This window comes from Parapedobacter sp., assembly GCF_053550995.1.
In genome coordinates this window covers 1-22,360 of sequence record NZ_JBMQOC010000059.1, presented here as the reverse complement: position 1 = coordinate 22,360, position 22,360 = coordinate 1, and the positions used below count along the sequence as shown (strand labels likewise).

Below are 22,360 nucleotides of genomic sequence, written 5' to 3'. Positions count from 1 at the left end.
ATTGATTAATCTTTAATTAGAGACATGATGAAGAATTTTAAGATATACACCCTTTTGTTCTGTTTGGGGTTGTCAACTGTTGCTTGCGAAAAGGATGAAATTGGCGGTACCAATGGAGAAAGAACCGCCGGTGAGTGGTATGTTAATGTGGTGGCGGTAGACGAGGCAGGGAACGTAGTAATGGAGGATGCCGACCTCTTTGGTATCGGCCATTTCCACTTGGATACCTATAACACGTCTACAGACAACCCGACTGAAATGTGGATTGACGACAATGGGAATTTTTGGGAGTTCAAAGGAAAAATAAACGTTGACCCTAATGCGCTCACTTTTTCAGGTACGGATGTAGAGAACCAATACTATGATTCGAAATTTGCTGTTTCAAATGGTAAGATATTGCTAGGCGCGGCGACTACCCCTAGTGGATCGCCAGCTGATAGTATCGTATTTGACGTATGGTTCGACGATGATGAGAATTTGCCAATCGGTGACGCGGTATCCTATCGTATTACCGGCTATCGATACACGGGGTTGGCAGGAGACGAATAATCACCCACTTATTAGGCGTGATAAGGCAGGCTACCTTGAGCAATCAGGGTAGCCTTTTTTTGTGCACTTTTTGGACTGGGCTTCGATAACGACACTTTCAAAGTTACCCCGCGGCCGGCCGGACGTTCTACTCAAAAGAGAGAAAGGAGTCCGGACAGGACTGTTGCATACTGCAAATTGGGCGATTTGAATAGTTTAAGCTTGTCCTTTTTACGATGGAGAACGGATAGTATAGCGGACTGAGCTTTTTAGTATACATTAGCAATTAGTTGTGGTTTATTTTATCGTATTGAGACTCTCAATATATACTGATAATTTGAACTCATAATCGTATTCGGTATCATAAAACGCCGCTTTTTCGGCTACGAAATAGAGCCTTTCAACCGATATGCCTGTCATGATACTTAATTTCCGTTCTAAGGAATCAACAGCATATTCAACGCCATTAACTACGACCATTTCTTGTTTTGTTTCTTCTGGCTGGATAGCGTTTTTTTCTTTCCCACATGATCCAAGCAATAATGTGAAAATAATGGCTAGTAAAGTTATCTTTCTCATATTTGTTCGATTGTCTAATGGATGTTGGGTTAATTAATTAAGTCACCATTGGTTATGGCCTATGTCGCAATATGGCATTTATTTTTGATATGTCGAAAGACGTATACTGGAAAATGTAGAAAGGAAATTAAGTAAACACTTATACGCGGCAGGTGTTTACTTATTTGCTGGGGGTAGTTACTTCCGCGGCGGAAGTAAACACAAGCTAGTGGGAAGTAAACATAACCTGGCAGGTAGTAACCCTTTTTGCCCTGGAAGTGTTTACCGCCGGTGCATAAATAACCGACTTCTACTGGAATATAAACACAAACTGTTGGGAAGTAAGCGTTTCTAGCCGGGATGCGTTTATAAACGGCGCACAGGTAAACAATTCGCATCGAGGACTAAACATAAGCCGGTGGGAAGGAACCCCTTCTGGGGTGGAAGTGGTTACAGTCGCGGCGTAAGTATGCGGTTTTTGCCAGGAAGTAAACACAAGCTACCAGGAAGTAAACACAAGCTGGTAGGAAGTAAACGGGTATACGCGGCCGGTAGTTACAAGTACGACCAAAGTAATGCATGCTACCGCATAACGAAATGGTTTCGACCGGGAATTAAGTACAAGCTGGTCTGACGTAATCGCTCGTGCCGCGGACTTGTTTGTGGCTACCGCATAAGTAACCGCTTCTGGCTAGAAAGTAAACACAAGCTAGTAGGAAGTAAACGCTTATGCCGTGGACTTGTTTACAAGCACGGCATAAATAAACGGTTTCTAGCAGGAAGTAAACACAAGCGGATAAGAAGTAAATGCTTGAGGCAAGGAAGTATATACAACCGGCGTATAAGCAACCGTTAGTTGCTGTTTTCCCTAACCATTCATCACCCTGTTAGAAGGCGGTTTAGGATCCGATTACATACATAAAAGTAGCTGGAATTCGTTAATCGTAGCTAGAATTCGTTAATCGTAGCTAGAATTCGTTAATCGGCGAAGAGGAACAGACTTCCGCAAATCACAAAAAAAGAGGATGCCGGTTAAGGCATCCTCGTTGTTCTTCGTATGGCTAGCCGTAACTATTCCGCTACAACCTCGAAAGGTATCTGCACTTTTACTTCTTTGTGCAGGTTGAGGTTAGCTACGTATTCGCCCAGTACTTTCGGCTCTTCTTCAAACGTAATGCGGCGGCGATCCACGTCAAAGCCTTGCTTCTTGAGGGCATCGGCCACTTGGATGCTGTTTACCGAACCGAATATCTTGCCACTTTCGCCGGCCTTGGCGCCGATGGTCAGTTTCAAGCCTTCAAGTTTAGCAGCCAATTCGGTGGCGTCTTTCTTGATTTTATCTTGCTTGAACTGTGCTTGGCGGATATTCTCGGCCAATACCTTCTTTGCCGAAGGCGTAGCCAATTCAGCAAACCCTTTCGGGATGAGGTAATTACGGCCATAACCGGGTTTTACCGTTACGACGTCGTCTTTTTCACCAAGTTTTTTGATGTCTTGCTTTAAAATTATTTCCATGACGTTTACCTCCCTATTTTAATGAATCAGCAACATAAGGTAACAAGCCGATATGGCGTGCACGCTTAACCGCCTGGGCTACTTTTCGCTGGAATTTCAACGATGTGCCGGTAAGCCGGCGCGGCAGTACCTTACCTTGATCATTGACAAACTTCAACAGGAAGTTCGCATCTTTATAATCGATGTATTTGATGCCGTTCTTCTTGAAGCGGCAATACTTCTTGCGTGTGTCCTCCACTTTGGGAGCGGTCACATATTGGATCTGTTCTTTTGCCATTAGTTTGCTACCTCCTCAGTTTTGGGCGCTTCGGCCTTTTTGTTGAATGCACCACTGCGCTTTTTCTCGTTGTAAGCAAGGGCATGTTTGTCCAGCTTTATGGTTAGGAAACGCATTACCCGCTCATCGCGCTTGTATTCAATTTCCAGTTTACTGATAATCTCACCTGGAGCCTTGAATTCGATGAGGTGATAGAATCCGGTTGTTTTTTTCTCAATCGGATACGCTAATTTTTTCAAACCCCAATTGTCTTCATGGACAATTTCGGCTCCGCCTTCGGTAAGGATGTTGCGGAATTTGGCAATAGCCTCTTTCGACACTTCCTCAGAAAGCAACGGGGTAAGAATGATAACGGTTTCGTACTGTTGCATACTTTCCTTTAAAAAATCTAAAATTAATAAACACTAATCCGTTTTGAAACGGGATGCAAATTTATGTATAAAGTTTTTGATATCAAAACAAAACTCCTATCTTTGCGCTTCGAATTTTAAGAGATAATTTATTTATTAATCCATTAACAATGTACGCAATAGTAAATATAGCCGGACAGCAATTCAAGGTTGCAAAAGACCAGCAACTCTTTGTACATCGTCTGCAAGGAGATGAAGGCGCTAGTATTGAATTTGACAATGTATTGTTAGCAGAAGATGGTGGAAAGTTCTCGGTGGGTACACCTACGGTGAAAGGTGCCAAGGTTTCGGCTAAGATTTTGTCGCATTTGAAAGGTGATAAGGTAATCGTTTTCAAGAAAAAACGCCGCAAGGGGTACAAAAAGAAGAACGGACACCGCCAGCAGTTCACCAAGATCGAAATCACTGGCATCGCATTATAAACCGAATTGTTTAACTGGGCGATTGCCCATCATAAATAAGAGATAAGACATGGCACATAAAAAAGGTGCGGGTAGTTCGAAGAACGGCCGTGAGTCACATAGCAAGCGTTTAGGGGTAAAAATATTCGGCGGCCAGCAGGCCATTGCCGGTAATATCATTGTTCGCCAACGCGGTACACAACACCACCCTGACGTGAATGTGGGTATGGGCAAAGACCATACGCTGTTTGCACTCATCGATGGCAAGGTTGTTTTCCGCAAGAAAGCGAATAACAAATCCTTCGTTTCGGTATTGCCCTTTGAAGAGGAAACCGTAGCCGAACCGAAAGCGAAAGTGGCAGCCAAAGCCGAAAAACCCGTCGCGAAAAAGGCGAAGCCTGCAACGGCGGAAGCGAAAGAGGCGCCCGCCGCAGCTACAACCAAAGAAGTAGAGAAGAAAGAAAAAGCAGCTCCTAAAAAGGCAGCCAAGGCCAAAGGTGATGACCTGACGCTGATTGAAGGTGTGGGGCCGAAAATTGCCGAGGTACTTGCAGCTGCTGGGTTGGCTGACTTTGCCAGTGTAGCAGCCAAGTCGGCCGAAGAATTGAAAGCGACGTTGGTAGAAGCCGGTGACCAATTCAATACAGCGGTTACCGATACATGGCCCGAACAAGCGAAGCTTGCTGCAGACGGTAAGTTCGACGAGCTGAAAAAATGGCAAGACGAACTTGATGGCGGTAAAGAAGCCTAGCGTTATAATCTATATATAGGTTGAAGAAAACCACCAATCGATTTTCGGTTGGTGGTTTTTTTTATACGGCTTCTTCCAGCAGTTGCTTTTCGTACAGTTCGTGGTAACTACCCCCCATCGCGAGCAATTCGGCATGGCTGCCCTGTTCGATTACCCGTCCTTGGTCCAACACCAGGATATGGTCGGCATTTTTGATGGTTGAAACGCGGTGGGCAATGAAGATGGTACTTTTGCCTGCCATGGCGACGCTAAGGTTCCGGAGAATCTCTTCTTCGGTTTTGGTATCTACAGCGGATAAACAGTCGTCGAAAATCAGTATCTGCGGTTTTTTGATGAGCGCCCGTGCAATGGATACGCGTTGCTTCTGCCCCCCCGAAAGGGTGATGCCCCGTTCGCCGATGGTGGTTTCAAAACCTTTTTCGAACGTAACGATATTGTGGTATACCGCGGCTTGCCGTGCGGCATTTTCCACTTCATCGCTATCGGCCGTATCGAGTCCGAAGGCGATATTGTTGGCGATGGTTTCGGAAAATAGGAACACATCCTGCGGTACAAAGCCGATTTCGCTGCGGTAGGCCTGTAACGGCAATTGCCGAATGTCGTGGCCATCCACACGGATTGTGCCCGTTCCGACGTCGTACATCCGCATGAGGAGATTGGCGAGGGTCGACTTGCCCGAGCCGGTCTTACCGATGATGGCAAGTACCTCACCCGGCTTTACGTCGAACGAGACGTTGTTGAGGGCACGTATGCCTGTGTCGGGGTATGTGAAACTGACGTTCTCAAATTGGATATGGCCGTGAGCGTGGAACGTACCTGTTGCGGCCGATTGGATTTCCGGCTGTGTGCGGAGGAATTCGTTGATGCGTTTCTGCGATGCGGCAGCCCGTTGGATCAGGGAGGTTACCCACGCTAGCGCCATGGCTGGAAAAGTAAGCTGATTTACGTAGATGATAAACTCGGCAATGTTTCCCGAAGTAAGGGTGCCTTTGGCTACTTCCAGTCCGCCAACATATACCGTAATAACGGTGCTTAGACCAATCAACAGCAGGATAAGCGGAAAAAAGATGGCCTCCGTCTTCACCAACGCCAATGATGTATCCCGATACGTATTGCTCTCCTCGGCAAAGCGGTCCATTTTATCCGCCTCACGGTTGTAGGTTTTTATGACGCGTACACCGGAAAAGGTTTCCTGCACGAACGAGGAAAGCGCGGACAGCTGCCGTTGGATCCGTTCGCTTCGGCGATTGATGATTTTGTTGACAACCAACAGGATGGCCGATAGGATGGGGATGGGCATCAGGGCGTACAGGGCCAAGGTCGGGTTGACGCTGATCATGGCAGCGATCACCATCACCGATAGTACGACGGTGTTGATGGAGTACATGATGGCCGGCCCGAGGTATGAACGCACCCGATTCACGTCTTCCGTTACCCGATTCATCAGATCGCCGGTATTGTTGCGACGGTAGAATGCCATGTCCAGCTGCTGGTAATGGTTGTATATTTCGTTCTTGAGATCGTATTCGATATGCCTAGAGGTGAGGATGATGGTTTGGCGCATCAAGAAAAGGAAAATGCCACGGAGAAGAGCCAATACCAATACCGCCGCCCCGAACAGTAAAAGGCAATAGCCGAAGATCTCATAGACCAGTTGCTGCCGTTCAAACCCATCGAAGAGGCGGTATATGCTGATGTTTTCCTTTACCAGATCGAAGGCGATGCGGATAACCTGCGCGGGCAGCACACCGAAATAGTTGGATACGATAACAAAGATGACGCCTGGGATCATCTGCCAGCGGTATTTGTAAAAGTACTTATTGAGGTGTGCGAGATCTTTCATATTGAATAGGGAGCAAAAATACGAAATGTTTCGCGGGGTTGATTATATGCATAATTTTTTTGCTAAGTTTGCCCCGATGTTGCAGATTACGTAACGGCTTATCGTTGTTTTTATGTCCGTACCTACCAAAGATCATTCATCCTTTCAATTGATGGCACAATTCGGCCACCAGAAGCTTGTTTTCTGTAATGATGAAGCAGTAGGGTTGCGAGCAGTTATTGCCGTTCACGATACTACGCTTGGCCCGGCAATCGGGGGCGTACGCATGTTGCCCTACCAGCATACAGACGAAGCCGTCGATGATGTGCTGCGGCTGTCGAGGGGGATGACTTACAAGGCGGCTGTCGCTGGCGTGAACCTAGGCGGTGGGAATGCGGCGATTATCGGCGATCACCGTACGCAGAAGGGTGAAGCATTGCTCCGACGGTTCGGGCAGTTCGTGGAAGAGCTGGGCGGAACGTTCATCGCGTCCCTCGATATCGGTACCACACCGCGAGACATGGAGTTTATCCATATGGAAACCGAGTATGTTGCGGGTTTGCCCAAGTCACTCGGCGGGAGCGGCGATTCAGCACCTTTTACCGCAAAGGGCGTATATTATGGTATCAAGGCATCACTTAAGGAGCGATTTGGCAACGACAGCCTGGCTGGCCGCACGGTGGCCGTACAGGGCGCGGGGAATGTGGGGGAGCAGCTGATCGCATTGCTGCGGGAGGAGAATGCGAAGGTGTATGTAAGCGATATCGTGGAAGACCGTATGGTGGAAGTAGCGAATAAGTATAAAGCGGTGCCCGTAGCCAATAATAATATCTACGAATTGGACGTGGACGTCTACGCGCCGTGTGCATTGGGCGGAACGGTCAATAAAGAAACGATTGCTAAGATGAGGTGCCGAATCATTGCCGGGTCTGCAAATAACCAACTGCGGAATGAGGAAGATGACGCCAAGTTGCTGATGGAGAAAGGTATCCTCTACGCGCCCGACTACTTGATTAATGCAGGTGGGCTGATCAGTTGCTATTCTGAAATTGCGGGTTACGGCGCGGCGCGTATGGCTGCACTCACCGAAAACATTTACGAAGCCACACGCTCCGTACTGCGTAAATCGATCAATGAAAACGTAGCCCCGCATGAGGCTGCGAATCAGCTTGCCGAAGCTCGGATAGCTGATATCCGTAAAATAAAGCGCTAAAAAATAAAACATAAGATATCGGTATCTTTACCGAATCGTTCTTTACATACATATGTTAAACAGAAGGCACCTGCGGGTTAAAGTATTACAGACGCTGTATGCGTACCAACTATCGGAGGACAAGCGGGTCACTACGTTTGAAAAAGCCCTGCTCAAGAGCGTAGACCAGGTATATGAAATGTATATTTGGGCATTGAACCTCTTGGATGAGGTGTCTGACTATGTTCGGATAGATGCAGACGAACGAGCCAATAAGTTCCTCCCGTCAGCAGCGGACCTGTCGCCCAATACGAGGTTGCAGACGAATACGTTCATCGAGCTCCTCCGGCACAATGACCAGTATCGGGATGATCTGAAACGCTACAAAGTGTCTTGGAACTTCGATCCTGAGATCGTGCGTACGGTGTTTCTCCAACTGAAAGATTCCGAAGCGTATGCCACTTACCTAGGCCAGGAAGACCGATCCCTCGCAGCCGAAAAGGATATCATCAAATACATCTTCCGCAAGATTATTCTCAAGGCGCCCTCCGTTGAACAGGCCTTTGAGGAAAAATTCATCAATTGGCAGGTGGATAAAGAGGTGTTACAGGCGATGGTGGCGAAAACACTCAAGAATTTTGTGAGCGAGGTGCCCGGACAAAACCAGTTGGCAGATTTGACACCCAATTGGGATGACGATCGGCCATTTATCATTGATTTACTGACCCATTGCATTCGCTTCGCGGGGGAATACCAGGAGTTGATCGCTACGAAAACAAAAAATTGGGAGTCAGACCGGATAGCCCTATTGGATAACCTGTTGATGCGGATGGCTATCTGTGAGCTACTCAACTTCCCCACGATTCCCGTAAAGGTGACCATCAACGAATACATTGAAATATCAAAAGTGTTCAGTACCGCCAGAAGTAATACATTCATCAACGGCGTATTGGATAAGATACTGAACGAGCTGCAGGCAGCGGGAAGGATACGGAAATCGGGCAGGGGACTTATGCAATAGGAAACAAGTTATGCCGTTTTCTGTTAAAAAGGAAAAGTACATACATTTATCAACTAAAAAATAAAGCACCATGAAATGGATACCTTTAGTTCTTATGAGCGTGACGCTCCTGACATCATGCAATACCGGTAAAGACCAAGGGGAAGAGACCGAAGCAGCTGACATACCGATGGAGCAGGTAGGCAAACAGCCCGTGGGGCAAACGATTATCCCGGGTGCCGATTCGACCGGTGCCGTGCTCGAAGTGGTGGATGACGCTTACGATTTCGGTACGGTAAAGGAGGGAGAAAAAGTGAAACATGAATTCAAGTTTACCAATACCGGCAGTTCACCATTGATCATTTCCAATGTGCAGGCATCTTGTGGTTGTACAACACCAGAGTATTCAAAGAATCCGATCGCCCCGGGCGACCAAGGGATGGTGAAGGTCGTATTCAACAGTGCGGGGCAAGTAGGCAAACAGCATAAAATGATCACCATCACGTCAAACGCATCCAGTGAGCATACGATGCTGCATCTCAGGGGAGAGGTAGTGAAGTGATTTCTACAAGGGTAATGGTCAGTCGGCTGTGTAGGAATTAACAATTAACAATTAATAATTAACAATTAATAAGCATGTTTACATCGACAATTTTATTGCAGGCCGGTGGTTCTGGCGGAGCGGGTGGGATTATGGGATTCTTGCCCATGATCTTGATTATCGTGGTTTTCTATTTCTTTATGATCAGGCCACAGATGAAAAAGGCCAAGGACCATAAAAAGTATATCGAAGAGCTGAAAGAGAACGACCGTGTCGTGACATCGGCCGGTATCCATGGGCGTATCGTTGAAGTGTCCGAAACAACCTTTTTGGTTGATGTTGGCGGCGGGGTGAAGATACGTTTTGACAAATCGGCCATCGCGCTCGATGCCTCCAAGGCACAGAACGCTTCACCTAAAGCTTAAGCAAAAAAGGTAAATAAGAGGGTGCCTTTCCGGCCTGCTGGAAAAGGCCGGATATGGCACCCCTTCCACTCCACAAACCTATCTAAACCCATTCCCGTTTCTGTATACCGGTTGCGCTTTCGTGCCTAAATCACCAAGGTAGTCCGTCAAAAAAAAATGTGTGTAACTTATCACTTAACCGTATAAGTAAGGGGGTGGTGTGTAGAAGTGAGATGCAGGATGGTGCAGGTCGCGTCAGCATGGTGCGGGTTGCCGTAGCGTTGGCGACCCCTATCTTTGTCGTATTAATTCAAGGTTATTAGCCTAAACGAAGAATTATAAGGTTAAACATTTACAAGTTGATATACAAGCATGCCGAATGAATGGGTATTTCAAGAATGCCCTGGTGATATTGACTTTCATACGATCGAAACCTTGATGAAATGAATAGGCCACCTACCTGCTTGGGTCAGCAGGTGGTTGCTGCAAACAAATGTCCAAATATGAGTTAGATTATTTATCCAATCCATGTAAATTATGTTGAAACGCTTTCGAAATTTTAAAGATTCGTGGCTATTATCTGTTCTAGTTTTTGCTCTGATTTCAGTACCTGTAGCGCTATCGGCGCAACAGGGTCAAAATATAAGCGGAAAAGTGAGCGATGAGCAAGGGCCACTCGCTGGCGTAACCGTCAGTGTTAAACACAAATCTGCCGCTGTATCTACCGATACAGATGGTGCATTCGTGTTGGCAGGTGTAAGTATTGGGGATACGTTGTTATTCCGCCTTGTGGGTTATATAGATAAAGAGCTGCCTGTTCGCAATACATCGCCCGTCAACGTGCAGTTAATGCCGGACAACGTTGGGCTGGAAGAAGTCGTGGTAGTAGGCTACGGTACTCAGAAAAAAGTATCGGTCACTGCTGCGATTTCGACGATTGATACCAAAGAGTTGAAACAGAGTCCATCGGCCAACTTAGCGGCCTCCTTGGCAGGCCGTATGCCCGGTTTAACGGCATTGCAATCGTCAGGACAACCCGGGGCCGATGCAGTGAACCTATACCTGCGCGGCGTGGGTACGTTGAATGACGCATCGCCGCTGATCCTGATCGATGGGGTGCCCCGCACGGGGATCAGTAAACTCGATCCGAATGAGGTGGCAACGGTCAGCATCCTGAAGGATGCTTCGGCCACGGCAGTATTCGGTGTTCGGGGTGCGAATGGGGTTATCTTGATTACGACACGTCGCGGCCAGCCGGGTAAATCAGAACTCAGTGTTTCATTCGATCAGAGTATGCAGAAATTTCTGGTCAAGGCTGACCGCCTTCATTCCTGGGAGTTTGCCGAGTTGCGCAACCAAGCGTTCCTGAATTCGAATCCGGATGCCACTGAAGACCAAATGCCCTTTACGCAATACATGATTGACAGGTATCGGAGCGGTGAAGACCCCGTCTTTTATCCGGATCGCGACGTGTTCCACGACTATTTCCGCGATTGGGCACCGCAGACTCGTGCAAATGCCAATTTCAACGGTGGGGGTGAGCGTTTCACCTACTTCCTGAACGCTGGATATATCGGCCAAGGAGGAAATTTCAAAACCGAACCGGAGAGTTTCCTCGGTTACGACCCGAGTTATAGCATGGATCGTTATAATTTCCGGGGGAATATTGATTACAGCATTGCCAAGAACCTGAAGGCATCACTCAATATCGCGACCTATTTGGAAAAAATGAATACCCCACAGACGGATGACCTGTTTGGTGGAAGTGTCGCCGGGATGGTGCAGAACATGATTGCCTATACCTGGGCTACACCGCCTACCGACCCGGGGCCGCTAACGATGCCGGGCTATGGTGTGCCAGCAAACGAGGTGGTAGCCCAATCCGGCCAGGACCGGAATACGTATGGTGAGATTAACCGCCGTGGCTATCGGCAAGAAACCACCAACATGTTAAATTCGTCTTTAACATTGGACTGGGGGTTGGACTTCATTACCGAAGGACTATCCGCTAAAGGGATGATTGCCTTCGATAGCCAAGCCCGTACCATACTACAAGGGATCCGTGCGATGGATACGTATGCTTTTTCTGTGGCGCGGAATGCGGATGAAATCAGTGGATATAACCCCATCATTTCGAATTCGGACCGGGCGATCCGGCTAATTAAGGGGATGAATACCCGCTATTATGTCAATTACCAAGCTTCGTTGAACTATGCCCGCTCGTTCGGTCGACACCATGTCGGTGGTATGCTGCTGGGCCAGCGTGACAACTGGGATGTGTATGGTGCTGATCTGCCTTATAACATCGTGGGCTTGGTGGCACGTGCTACCTACGATTATGATAACCGGTACCTGGCCGAGTTCAATTTCGGTTATAATGGGTCTGAGCAGTTTGCCCCGAGCAATCGATTCGGTTCGTTTCCTGCCTTTTCAGTAGGCTGGGTAGCCAGCAATGAAGCATTCCTGGCGGGGAATCCAGTGGTGACCAATCTGAAAATCAGGGCTTCGCATGGTATAACAGGTAATGATAAACTAGGTAATGACCGGTTCCTTTACCAAAGCTTCATCAATGTGGGTGGCGGAATATTCCCAACCTTAGGACGCGGGCAAAGTGTTGTACAGGGCCGGATGGGTAATGAATTTATCCAATGGGAAAAATCGAAGAAGACCAACCTGGGCCTCGATATGGAATTCATCAACAGCCTTTCGCTGACGGTGGATTTGTTTAAAGAGCACCGGGATAAAATCTTGATCAGCCGGAAAACCATCCCCGCATTACAAGGTGTGCCGCTGGGTAACATTCCGAAGGTCAATATCGGGGTGGTCGATAACAAAGGACTGGAAACGGAATTAACTTACCGGAAGAACGTGAGTCAAGATCTCTCGTTTCTCGTGAAAGGTAATTTCGCTTACAACAAGAATGTCGTAGTGTATGCTGATGAAGTTCGATATGGCGAAGATTATGCATATCGGTTTAGAAGTACCGGATTCAGCATCGGGCAGCAATTTGGTTACAAAATCGATTACAGCAACGGAAACGGTTACATCAACACCCCCGAGGAGTTGGCTAATTTGCCCGACTACCAGATGGGAGGGACACCCCGGCTGGGCGATTTCATGTATGTAGATGTCACCGGCGACGGGGTCGTGAATGATCGCGATATGGTCCCCATTGGCTACCCGAGTATACCGCGGGTTGCCTACGGTCTGGCGGGTTCGGTGACCTATAAGAACTTCGATGTTTCATTTTTGTTCACGGGTGTCGGCCAGAGTCATAACTATCGGAATGATTGGGGCGTCACGGAGGTTGGCCTGGTTGGGTTCTTCAGTGGCTGGCATCGGCAGGCATGGACGCCCGAGCGTTATGCGAACGGCGAGACCATCAGCTATCCCGCTTTGGCGATGGGCAAGGGCGTAAGCCAAATCAGAAACGATGTGTTTATCATGGATCGCTCGTTTTTCCGCCTAAAAAATGCCGAGATCGGTTACACCCTGCCGGCAAAATGGCTCGACCCCATCCGTATGCAACACGTTAGGGTGTACGCCAATGGGAATAACCTCCTAACATTTAAGAAAATGCCGATAGATACGGTCGATCCTGAGCAGACCGATGCGCTGGTGTATCCATTGACCATGATGATTAACTTCGGAGTGAATGTCACTTTTTAACCACTAAACGATAGCAAGAGATGAAAATACAACGTTTAATAGCTCTCATATTGCCACTCATACTGTCGGCATCGAGCTGTACCGACGTACTGGATATGGCACCCGATGGTAATATGCAGTTGGACGAGGTGTTGGCCGATCCCGAGTTGGTTGAAGGCCTGTTGAATCGATGTTATACAAATATCCCTAAGAAAGGGTATTCCTATTATTGGTTTGAATCGGCGGTTGTCGGTGCTAGCGATGACGGATGGACATCTGACGAGGGACAGGGGCTGCTTCTTGGAAATCTGTATCTGGATAATAATTCGGCTAGCAGCCATGTGATGTGGGCAAGCCCCGATGAAGGTGGCGGAAATGCGCAATATTGGGATCGGTTTTGGCAGCAGATCCGGCTTTGCTCGCAGTTTATTGAAGTGATTGACGGCGCGGCAGTCAACAACGAAACCGACCGGGGCCGTTTCAAGGCGGAAGCCCACCTGTTGCGGGCATTCTTTTATATGGAGTTGGTGAAGTGGTTCGGCAAGGTTCCGATCTTGGATGCTACCGTTCCCTTCGATGCGGATTTCTCGACGCTTACTCGTTCGTCGGTATATGATGTGGCAAAATTCATCATTTCCGATTGCGATGCAGCGCTCGCCGAGCCCAACCTGCCTTGGCGGATTACCGATGCCAATGATGCAGGGCGGGTGAACAAGGCACTCGCATTGGCGCTCAAGACCAAAGCGATGCTTTTTGCTGCCAGCCCACTCCACAATGAAGGCCAAAATCACTGGGAGGAAGCATACCAGGTGGCCAAAGACGCCGTTTCTAAATTGAAGGCAAACGGCTATGAACTGTTTACCCAAACCACCCAACCGGGTGTATTCGGTACCGGTCCGGCTGCGGCATTGCGTCAATTGGTATGTCAGAATGCCGACTATTCAGCAACTCCACGCGATCGGGAAACGATTTATCAGGTTCGGGATGGTAGCGTCTTTGTATGGCATATCGGTTACATTGGCAGCAACATGCCCAACACCTACAAATCGGGACTGGCACCTACCCAAGAGTTGGTGGATGCCTTTGAAACCACTGATGGAGAACGTATCCCCATCATAAGCAAGCCCTATTTGGATGAGCGGCACCTGCAACCGAACTATAACCCGAATTCGATATATGACCCCAACAACCCCTACGCGAACCGAGACCCCCGGCTAGACCAGACGGTGCTGCATAATGGCAGCACGATTGTGTTCGATAACCAGACGGTAGAAATACAAACATACGTGGGCGGGGCCCATGAGCCGAGCTTTGATATAACGAACCGTTCGGCATCGCGTACGGGGTACTACCATGCGAAAATGGTTACGCCTGGTGCAAGCCAAACCAATGCGATCAATAACTCGAATTGGAAGTATTACCGGCTTGGCGAAACGCTGTTAGACTTGGCGGAAGCGGCCGCCGAAGCGGGGCATTTGGAAGAGGCGCGCACGGCCGCCAACGAGGTACGGGCCCGCTCGGGGATGCCCGGGTTTTCCGATGCGCTTTCGCAGGAGGAACTCATCATCCGTATCCACAATGAGCGTAGGGTGGAACTGGCCTGGGAAGAGCAACGGTATTTTGATATGCGCCGGTGGGAGAACCCCGATGGTGACTTGAGCGAAACCAGCAAGTGGCTTACGGCCATGGTTATTAGGAAAAATGGTGACGGTAGCTTTACCTATACCCGCCGTAACATCTCAAATAACCCGCGTGGGGGCTCTTCGAATCGCGACCTGCTATTGCCGATTCCCCTTAACGAAGCGTCTACGCTCGAATCGGTTACGGGGCAGAAATGGCAAAATCCAGGATGGTAATTTCATGATTTATGACTAAGATGGAGAAAAGTATAAAATACATTGTGCTAGGCATCATTTCCATGATGGCATTATCGCTATCTGCTCAAGAAGCAAGCGAAGCGCAAAGCCGGGTGGTTAACGCGTATAACCAACCGATACAGGGAGCAACGGTGATAACCGACGACGGCAACCACCAATCGATTACAGCGCAAGACGGGACTTTCAATCTGGCTTTCGATGAAAATAGCCAATACGTGGTGGTGTCTGCCGCAGGTTATCAAAATCTACGCGTCCCCATTGGTGAAATCGCCGATGGAGGTGAGATAGCACTAGCTTTCGACCCCCACGGCATGGGTGGGTCGATCAACTTTGGCTACCAGTCATACACCAAGGAATCTTTGACAGGAGCCGTGTCGTCTATATCCGGCAGTGTATTGGATAAAGCGCCAACAAATGTCCTTTCTGAGACGTATGCTGGCCGCTTGCCCGGTTTGACCACGATTTCCAATATCGCTGAATTGACTTTCTTCGGTTACGGAAACCTGTCTAAATCGATCAGGGGTTATTCTTCGGTAAATGGCAACGACCCGCTCATTATCATCGACGGCGTGATTGCACCTACCCAATACCTGGAGTTCATTTCGCCCAAGGAGATTGAAAGCGTGTTTGTACTGAAAGACGCATCAGCTACAGCGGCTTATGGCATCCAAGGTGCAGCCGGCGTGATTGTTATTACCACGAAGCGCGGCTTCACGGGCAAACTCAAAGTGGAGGGGTATGCCGACTATTCTTTTCAGCAGATGACCCGACGGCCCTTATTTGTCAATTCGGCACAATATGCCGAACTGCGTAATGAAGCGGGTGAACGAGACGGGCTGGGCCCATACTCCCAATTTTCGCAGGAAGAGATTGACCTGTTTCGTTCAGGGAGCGACATTGGGTATCCAAACAATAACTGGTTTGACAATTATGTAAAGGATTTCGTGATGCGGCAGCGCGTAGGTGTGAATGTATCGGGTGGAACAGACCGATTTAGGTATTACTCGAACCTGAGCTTCCTAAACCAAGGAGAACCCTTTATCATTGCCGACGAGCCCGGCCGAAAATATGATCCAACGCCACGTGTGAATATGGGGAACTTCCGGACCAATATGGACGTGAAATTCAATAAGTACCTTTCCGGTTATATGCGACTCACCGGCAACGTGAAGCAGGAAAAGCTGGCGGGAGCTAAGATGGGGTGGGACGTATATAGCCAGATTTTCAACCAGCCGCCTACGATGTTTGGTCCCTTATCCCCCATTTTTGAAGGTGACCCCGAATTGAGCAATCAAGTAGTCACCGTAGATGGTTTGGATAATCCCGTATATGGTACCTTGAATCGCTCGGGATACAATAATGTGATCGAAACCAACGTCATTGCCCAAACCGGCCTGAAGTTAGATATGGGCTTTTTACTCAAGGGGCTTTCAGCAAGCGGCGGTATGGCCTATCAAACCTATGTGCGTAACGAAACAACGACGACTCAAAATTACAAGCGCGTATTGCGGGGTAGCGACTTTTCTGTATTGGATGATTTTACCACCTACAAGACGTTTGAAAATACGCCATTGGCGTATGGGAAAGGGTCTGTCTTCTTCTATTACCTGAATTTGCTTGGGCGTGTGGATTACAATCGCCGTTTTGGCGACCATAGCATCGACGCGTCTGTACATACCTACTACTTGAAACAGGAAAAAGAATCGACCGGAACAAGTAATACCGTATTGCCCTACAAAAGGCAAAACTTTGGCTCCTCTGCATTGTACGGATACAAGGATCGTTATTTCCTGAAAGCAGACCTTGGGTACTCGGGTTCGGAGCAATTCCACCCCGACAATCGTTATGCCCTCACGCCTGCCATTTCTGGTGCGTGGATTGCATCGAAAGAAGATTTTCTCCAGTCGGATGTGTTGACCCTGCTTAAACTCCGGGGGTCTTACGGCGTTACCGCGAACGACCAGTTGGGCAGCGCGCGATTTTTGTATCTAGACAACATTCGCTCCAATGGGTCCGAGTTGGAACGGGGAAATCCCGAGTTGGAAGCTGAGCGGATAGAAAAGCTGAACGTTGGTATTAACATTGGCTTACTGAATATGTTTACCTTGGAAGCAGACTACTTTACACATAAAGTGGATAACATGCTGATTAACAGCAGTGCCAAGCTACCTATATACCAAGGGATCCCGCTTAACTATTACCCTAAGTTGAATGATGGGAAAATGGAGAACAAAGGCTTTGAGCTTTCATTGGGTTTTGACAGACATATTAGTCCGGACTTTTCGGTATTTGCCCAAGCAAACTTTATGCAGGCAAAAAACAAGGTGGTTAACATCAATGAGGCATCGGCCGGTGAGGATTTCGCCTATCCCTACCGTACCCAAGGGTTTTCCTTGGGGCAGCTTTGGGGTTATCGGATTGATTATAGCAATGGCAATGGGATGTTCAACACAGCGGACGAACTGGCTAGCGCTGGACTTACGTATGCGTTTGGAGCACCTCGCTTGGGAGATTTTATCTACCAAGACCTGAATGGCGACGATATCATCAATGAAGAAGATTTGGCCCCGATGGGATATGCGAGGTTGCCGCAACAGGAGTACAGCTTGGTCGGTGGTTTCACTTATAAGAACTGGGAGATGTCTTTCCTTTTGCACGGCGTAAATAAAGCGTCGCAGTTCATCAGCGGTACCGGTGCATATGAAAACACCGGAAAAGGGATATTCAATGATATCCATTTGAATGCGTGGACGCCAGAACGATACGCGGCGGGGGAGACCATCAGCTATCCGGCATTATCGCTTTCGCCATCGGTAAACCACCGTGCCAACGACTATTTCCTGAGCGACCGCTCTTACCTGCGGTTACGGAATGTGCAAGTGGCCTATACGCTTCCACAGCAAATTTCACAGAAAATCCGCTCGGAGGCGGTGCGGGTGTCGCTCACCGTGCAAAACCTGTTTACCATCGATAATATGAAATCGAAATACATCGATCCGGAAATCGGAAGTATGAGCACATTTCAACCGTATCGTGTATTCAATATTGGATTAAGTGCAAACTTCTAAAATCATATAGCATGAAGAATAGAATTTTAAGAATAGTTGCCCTGGTTATCGGTCTTTTCGGTTTGGGGTCGTGTGCGGACCTCGATTTACCATCGGATGGAAGGATGAGCTTGGAAGATATGTTCAGCGACTATTTTCGAACAAGAAATTACTTCAACGCTGTCAAGAACTACATGCCGCAGGTTGGCTTTGCCTATGGGCAGACGCCGCTGGCATCATTCAGCGATGAAGCGCACGATGCCAGTGATGGCGTAAGCAGTAACGTGAATAACTGGTATAACAACCGGACTTCGTCTACCAGCAATCCGGTCGCAGGTGATTATTCATGGGAGCATTATTTCCAAGCCATCCGGAAGTGTAACACGTTCCTGGCGAGTATCAATGATCCCAATATCGCCACAGCGGTTATCGACGAAGACGAGAAGAACGGATGGATTGGGGAAGTAATGGTGATGCGTGCATTTTATTATTTGCAGCTGGTGAAGCGGTTTGGTGGTGTGCCCCTTATCAGCACCCCGTATGAGGTAACCCACGATTTTTCGCAGGATCGGCGTGCCACACTCGAAGAGTGTATAGATTTCATTTTGGCCGATTGCGATGCCGCACTGGCCATTCCCGAAAGCGGTAAGTCGACCGTTGGCTTTCGATGGGATATTAGCGATAATGAACGGGGCACTATCACCCGTGCATTTGCATACGCCGTGAAATCGCAGGCCGCATTGTATGCAGCCAGTCCGCTTTTCTATGCGGCAGGTAGCAAATATACTTGGGAAAAAGCAACGGAAATCACCAAAGAGGCATTGGACGAGTGTTTGGCGCATGGTTTCAAACTATTTGATACTACGCCGCCTGCAGACATTGCGCAGAACGCTTATGCTTATTACTTTATCAACCGCTCAGACCCAAGCCGATCGGTGGATAAAGAGACGATCTACGAAACCACATCGGCGCGTACCAACGTTTGGAAATGGGCAGGAACGCCCATTACCGCGGGTGCTGAAAAGGCGGGGGCTGGCCCTTCGCAAGAAATGGTGGATGCATACGGTATGCAGGCTACGGGCCAGATGCCCGTTTTGGGTTATTCCGATGCACAGCATCTGGAACCGATCATCAACACGGCATCGGGCTATGATCCTGCAAATCCTTATGTAGGCCGGGACCCCCGTTTTTATGCATCCATTTACTATAACAATTCCCCCCGTTCACTCACTTCGGGAAATATAGATAAGACGCTGATTCCATTGAGTTTTACAGAAACGGTAAACAATGTGACAGCGGTTTCGACGGACGATGGAGTTACTTTATCTACAACGGGAGGCGATCCGTGGATATTCACTACCATGCTGAACGAGGTGTTGCCTGCGGGTGAAAAGCGCCTGATTACGTTTGAATATAAAAGTAACAAGACCATCACCAATGCAGAATTCTTTTACTGCGTGGCTGGTGGCCCGCAGGGAGGTGTTTCTTCTGGCGAAAATATTGTCATTGAGGAGTCTTCCGAATGGAAGAGATTTGAATATGACCTATCTACAGCCATTGCCAATTTCGGTTTCGGTGTCAACGCCAATGGTGGCCAGGAACCGGCGAACCATTTCCTGCGGTTTGATCTATCGGGAAATGCCGGATATGAGATCACCATCCGGAATTTCAATATTGAGAGCTTTACATCGCCGCCTGATGCCACCCCCGTGGAGACTTTTGTTGGTGGCAATAGCGGGATTTCAAGTGACGTCACCGAGACGCGGTTTACCCGTACAGGATACTACTTACGTAAGTTCAATAACTATAAGTCTAATGTGAACGTAGATGCTGATGGGTTGATGAAGATCTTCCGGCTGGGTGAGTTGTATCTCAACTTTGCCGAGGCAGCCTACCAATCGGTCGGGCCCGATGCGGCTGTTGAATCGAAAGCGAGTGGGGCAGGTGCACTGTCGGCTAGGGAAGCAGTCAATATCATCCGTGCACGGGTGAATATGCCGCCCTTGCCAGCAGGTTTGAATGCGGAGGAGTTTGAAGTACGTTACCGCAATGAACGCCGGGTCGAATTGGCATTTGAAGAACATCGGTTCTTCGATGTGCGCCGTTGGAAAATTTTGAATGAAACCGATAAATTCGTTACGGGTATGCGTATCGTGAAAAGCGACAACAATTATACGTATAACCGGATCAAGTTGCAGGACCGGAATACGAATACGGATAAATACCTGCTACAACCGATCAGTCAGTCGGAGGTCTCGAAAATGGCTTCCTACACGGGAGAGGATTGGCAAAATCCGGGTTGGTGATAAACCTATATTCGTTTACAGTGACTGCGCAGTGTTCCGACATTTGGCGGCCGAAAGTGGTACCCAGGTGTCGAAACACTGCGAGTTATTTATTTTCAGATACGATATGAGGAGGAACAAATGAAAGAAAACCGTGCAGGATATTTAGCTGCTTATCTATTATTATTGCTTTGCATGGGCTGTTCTTCGGGTACAAAAAAAGAACACCCAGTGGAGGAGTCTGCTATGCGATACCTGGAAAACGATCGCCTGAAACTGGGGATCGATTTAAGTTTGGGCGGCGCGGTCACATTTCTTTCTGATCAAGAGAATGGTGGAAAGAACATGGTCAACAGCGCCGATTGGGGGCGGCAGATACAACTTTCTTTTTACAGCGGTCCTTGGCCTTACATTGGCCCCAACGGAGAAACGCCCACGCCCGAATGGGCCGGTTTGGGGTGGAACCCCATCCAATCGGGCGACGCAGGGGGACACCGTTCGAAGATACTTTCGTTTGAACAACGCGGTGACCATGCTTTTTTTGTTCGCAGCATCCCCATGCAGTGGCCCCACAAGACAGGAGTGGCCGGCGATTGCGAATTTGAATGTCTGTATACCTTGGAAGACAACGTGATTACCATGGAAGCTGCTATCGTCAATAAACGGACGGATCACACACAGTATCGCGCGTGTAGCCAGGAAATGCCCGCGGTCTATACCAATGGCCCCTGGTACCAGGTGGTTACCTACCTTGGTGATAAACCGTTTGCCGGCGAGCCCACCACCACCGTGGTGGATAAGGGTGACCACAAAGGATGGCCCTGGGTACACTTCTATACACCGGAAAACTGGGTGGCCCTGCTTGATGAGAACGGGTATGGCATCGGCGTGTTCCAACCGGAAGCGATGACATTCAACGGTGGATTCCATCCCAATGATGAATCAAAGGGGGTAGGCGGGGAGAAGGACGGACCAACAGGACATATTGCTCCTATAGGCAAGCAGATCCTCGATCACAATATCCGATGGTCATACAAAACATCTTTGGTGCTTGGTACCTTAGACGACATCCGTGGCTATGCGAAAGCAAATTGGCAGGTGGTTCCGCAACCCGAGTGGAGCTTTGCCGACTCGCGCCATAACTGGTATTATGAAGGAGAAATGAAGGATTCCGGATTCCCTATAGAAGGTGGCCTGGACATTCAATTCCAACCCAATGCGACATTAGTAGGCCCCGTTACCTTTTGGGAAGCCTCCAAAACACCATTCCTTGAGATAGAAGGGGCGTTTGAAACGGCAAGTGGAGAGTTGGTACTTTCGATAGATGCCCAACCGGTAAGCCCATCCGATTTCACCGATTGGTTGAATTGGAGCGAAGGGGAGCATGACGTGGAAGCTGAGAAGAAACAGAAAGCTGCGGAATTTCCGGGCAAGCAGGCGGTTCACATCCAACAGGCTATTGCCGCCGACGGCCAACAGCGGACCTATCGGATCCACCTTGCCGAAATGCCGACATATACGGGTGCCTTGAAAAGCATGGAGATTTCCTTTTCAGATGCCGGATCGGCAAAAATCACCAGGATTGGACTTGGTGAATAATTATCAGCATTTGAAAGAAAGTTAAAGAGATGAAACCTGCCATGTCAGTGCCTAACACAAAAGGCGATGAAACCTGCGGAAGCCAAAGGCGAGCGCAAGCTTCATTACCGCCGAAAGCAAACGGTGCTCATGAAAATGCAGGTTCCCTAAGGCCGTTAAAAATAAATTATTTTCGAATGAAATACGTTGTTTTTATTTGTTTGTTGCACGTGAGTTTTATGACGGTGGCAGCTGGTATCAAGCCGATAAACCTACGTGCGGAGTATAAGCACAACCCATTCCTGGATGACCCGTCGCCCCGTCTAAGTTGGGAGTTGGAGTCGAAGAAGTACAATCAATATCAGTCCGCGTACCAGGTTATTGTGGCTTCATCGCCGCAGAAATTACGGAACGGTGAAGGCGACGTGTGGGATACAGGGAAAGTTCAATCGTCGGAAACCAATCAGATTGCTTACAAAGGAAGCGATCTGCAGTCGCGCCAGCAGGTGTGGTGGAAGGTGCGCGT

At 48.5% G+C, this 22,360-nt stretch carries 18 protein-coding genes; 13 read left to right on the top strand and 5 right to left on the bottom strand.

Features of this window, described 5'->3' with window-relative positions:
* The first annotated feature begins 24 nt into the window (after positions 1-24).
* Complete coding sequence (locus ACO1NT_RS08640) at positions 25-549, top strand: lipid-binding protein (RefSeq protein ID WP_449048185.1); 525 nt, start codon at positions 25-27, stop codon at positions 547-549.
* Between the two features lie 276 nt (positions 550-825).
* Here the strand turns inward: ACO1NT_RS08640 and ACO1NT_RS08635 are convergent, their stop codons facing one another.
* The 4 genes from ACO1NT_RS08635 to rpsF form a co-directional block, all read right to left on the bottom strand.
* Positions 826-1,107: a hypothetical protein gene (locus ACO1NT_RS08635; protein WP_449048184.1), complete on the bottom strand. Its 282-nt coding sequence runs from the start codon at positions 1,105-1,107 to the stop codon at positions 826-828.
* Between the two features lie 1,050 nt (positions 1,108-2,157).
* Positions 2,158-2,601 (bottom strand): 50S ribosomal protein L9, encoded by a 444-nt coding sequence (rplI, locus tag ACO1NT_RS08630; RefSeq protein ID WP_449048182.1) that lies wholly within the window; start codon positions 2,599-2,601, stop codon positions 2,158-2,160.
* Positions 2,602-2,614: 13 nt separating this feature from the next.
* Complete coding sequence (gene rpsR / locus ACO1NT_RS08625; protein WP_262246340.1) at positions 2,615-2,878, bottom strand: 30S ribosomal protein S18; 264 nt, start codon at positions 2,876-2,878, stop codon at positions 2,615-2,617.
* A complete protein-coding gene (rpsF, locus tag ACO1NT_RS08620; RefSeq protein ID WP_449048181.1) occupies positions 2,878-3,249 on the bottom strand; it encodes a 30S ribosomal protein S6 in 372 nt (123 codons plus the stop codon). The genes rpsR and rpsF overlap by 1 nt, the downstream gene beginning before the upstream one ends.
* Before the next feature lie 149 nt (positions 3,250-3,398).
* On the opposite strand from rpsF, the gene rplU reads away from it, so the two are divergent.
* Both rplU and rpmA read left to right on the top strand, forming a co-directional pair.
* Positions 3,399-3,710, top strand: coding sequence for a 50S ribosomal protein L21 (gene rplU / locus ACO1NT_RS08615; RefSeq protein ID WP_325635060.1), 312 nt, complete (start codon positions 3,399-3,401; stop codon positions 3,708-3,710).
* A 49-nt stretch (positions 3,711-3,759) separates the two neighbouring features.
* Complete coding sequence (rpmA, locus tag ACO1NT_RS08610) at positions 3,760-4,440, top strand: 50S ribosomal protein L27 (RefSeq protein ID WP_449048180.1); 681 nt, start codon at positions 3,760-3,762, stop codon at positions 4,438-4,440.
* Positions 4,441-4,501: 61 nt separating this feature from the next.
* On the opposite strand, the gene ACO1NT_RS08605 is transcribed toward rpmA, so the two are convergent.
* On the bottom strand, positions 4,502-6,283 hold the full coding sequence (locus ACO1NT_RS08605; protein ID WP_449048179.1) for an ABC transporter ATP-binding protein: 1,782 nt from the start codon (positions 6,281-6,283) through the stop codon (positions 4,502-4,504).
* 151 nt (positions 6,284-6,434) lie between these two features.
* Here ACO1NT_RS08605 and ACO1NT_RS08600 point away from each other — a divergent pair, with 151 nt between their 5' ends.
* From ACO1NT_RS08600 to ACO1NT_RS08555, 10 genes are all read left to right on the top strand, one after another.
* Complete coding sequence (locus ACO1NT_RS08600) at positions 6,435-7,475, top strand: Glu/Leu/Phe/Val family dehydrogenase (protein ID WP_449048178.1); 1,041 nt, start codon at positions 6,435-6,437, stop codon at positions 7,473-7,475.
* A gap of 52 nt (positions 7,476-7,527) precedes the next feature.
* The gene (gene nusB / locus ACO1NT_RS08595) at positions 7,528-8,475 is read left to right on the top strand and encodes a transcription antitermination factor NusB (protein ID WP_449048177.1); all 948 of its coding nucleotides are present in this window, start codon (positions 7,528-7,530) and stop codon (positions 8,473-8,475) included.
* 70 nt (positions 8,476-8,545) lie between these two features.
* A complete protein-coding gene (locus tag ACO1NT_RS08590) occupies positions 8,546-9,016 on the top strand; it encodes a DUF1573 domain-containing protein (RefSeq protein WP_449048175.1) in 471 nt (156 codons plus the stop codon).
* A gap of 74 nt (positions 9,017-9,090) precedes the next feature.
* A complete protein-coding gene (gene yajC, locus ACO1NT_RS08585) occupies positions 9,091-9,420 on the top strand; it encodes a preprotein translocase subunit YajC (protein ID WP_449048174.1) in 330 nt (109 codons plus the stop codon).
* 516 nt (positions 9,421-9,936) lie between these two features.
* Positions 9,937-13,068 carry a SusC/RagA family TonB-linked outer membrane protein gene (locus ACO1NT_RS08580; protein ID WP_449048172.1) on the top strand — a complete coding sequence of 1,044 codons (3,132 nt, stop codon included), beginning with the start codon at positions 9,937-9,939 and terminating at the stop codon, positions 13,066-13,068.
* Positions 13,069-13,088: 20 nt separating this feature from the next.
* Positions 13,089-14,903 (top strand): RagB/SusD family nutrient uptake outer membrane protein, encoded by a 1,815-nt coding sequence (locus tag ACO1NT_RS08575; RefSeq protein WP_449048171.1) that lies wholly within the window; start codon positions 13,089-13,091, stop codon positions 14,901-14,903.
* Between the two features lie 20 nt (positions 14,904-14,923).
* On the top strand, positions 14,924-17,992 hold the full coding sequence (locus tag ACO1NT_RS08570) for a SusC/RagA family TonB-linked outer membrane protein (protein ID WP_449048170.1): 3,069 nt from the start codon (positions 14,924-14,926) through the stop codon (positions 17,990-17,992).
* 11 nt (positions 17,993-18,003) lie between these two features.
* Positions 18,004-20,277, top strand: coding sequence for a RagB/SusD family nutrient uptake outer membrane protein (locus ACO1NT_RS08565; protein WP_449048168.1), 2,274 nt, complete (start codon positions 18,004-18,006; stop codon positions 20,275-20,277).
* 225 nt (positions 20,278-20,502) lie between these two features.
* On the top strand, positions 20,503-21,855 hold the full coding sequence (locus tag ACO1NT_RS08560) for a hypothetical protein (RefSeq protein ID WP_449048167.1): 1,353 nt from the start codon (positions 20,503-20,505) through the stop codon (positions 21,853-21,855).
* Positions 21,856-22,031: 176 nt separating this feature from the next.
* Positions 22,032-22,360: glycoside hydrolase family 78 protein (locus ACO1NT_RS08555; protein ID WP_449048165.1), on the top strand; the 329-nt coding region annotated here is incomplete at its 3' end.

What these genes read in the sequence shown, in the direction of transcription:
- rpsF (WP_449048181.1), bottom strand. Translation starts at nt 3,249, where the DNA reads ATGCAACAGTACGAAACCGTTATCATTCTTACCCCGTTGCTTTCTGAG.
- ACO1NT_RS08605 (WP_449048179.1), bottom strand. Translation starts at nt 6,283, where the DNA reads ATGAAAGATCTCGCACACCTCAATAAGTACTTTTACAAATACCGCTGG.
- ACO1NT_RS08580 (WP_449048172.1), top strand. Translation starts at nt 9,937, where the DNA reads ATGTTGAAACGCTTTCGAAATTTTAAAGATTCGTGGCTATTATCTGTT.
- rplI (WP_449048182.1), bottom strand. Translation starts at nt 2,601, where the DNA reads ATGGAAATAATTTTAAAGCAAGACATCAAAAAACTTGGTGAAAAAGAC.
- ACO1NT_RS08565 (WP_449048168.1), top strand. Translation starts at nt 18,004, where the DNA reads ATGAAGAATAGAATTTTAAGAATAGTTGCCCTGGTTATCGGTCTTTTC.
- rpsR (WP_262246340.1), bottom strand. Translation starts at nt 2,878, where the DNA reads ATGGCAAAAGAACAGATCCAATATGTGACCGCTCCCAAAGTGGAGGAC.
- ACO1NT_RS08640 (WP_449048185.1), top strand. Translation starts at nt 25, where the DNA reads ATGATGAAGAATTTTAAGATATACACCCTTTTGTTCTGTTTGGGGTTG.
- yajC (WP_449048174.1), top strand. Translation starts at nt 9,091, where the DNA reads ATGTTTACATCGACAATTTTATTGCAGGCCGGTGGTTCTGGCGGAGCG.
- ACO1NT_RS08575 (WP_449048171.1), top strand. Translation starts at nt 13,089, where the DNA reads ATGAAAATACAACGTTTAATAGCTCTCATATTGCCACTCATACTGTCG.
- ACO1NT_RS08570 (WP_449048170.1), top strand. Translation starts at nt 14,924, where the DNA reads ATGGAGAAAAGTATAAAATACATTGTGCTAGGCATCATTTCCATGATG.
- ACO1NT_RS08600 (WP_449048178.1), top strand. Translation starts at nt 6,435, where the DNA reads ATGGCACAATTCGGCCACCAGAAGCTTGTTTTCTGTAATGATGAAGCA.
- rplU (WP_325635060.1), top strand. Translation starts at nt 3,399, where the DNA reads ATGTACGCAATAGTAAATATAGCCGGACAGCAATTCAAGGTTGCAAAA.
- ACO1NT_RS08560 (WP_449048167.1), top strand. Translation starts at nt 20,503, where the DNA reads ATGCGATACCTGGAAAACGATCGCCTGAAACTGGGGATCGATTTAAGT.
- ACO1NT_RS08590 (WP_449048175.1), top strand. Translation starts at nt 8,546, where the DNA reads ATGAAATGGATACCTTTAGTTCTTATGAGCGTGACGCTCCTGACATCA.
- nusB (WP_449048177.1), top strand. Translation starts at nt 7,528, where the DNA reads ATGTTAAACAGAAGGCACCTGCGGGTTAAAGTATTACAGACGCTGTAT.
- rpmA (WP_449048180.1), top strand. Translation starts at nt 3,760, where the DNA reads ATGGCACATAAAAAAGGTGCGGGTAGTTCGAAGAACGGCCGTGAGTCA.
- ACO1NT_RS08635 (WP_449048184.1), bottom strand. Translation starts at nt 1,107, where the DNA reads ATGAGAAAGATAACTTTACTAGCCATTATTTTCACATTATTGCTTGGA.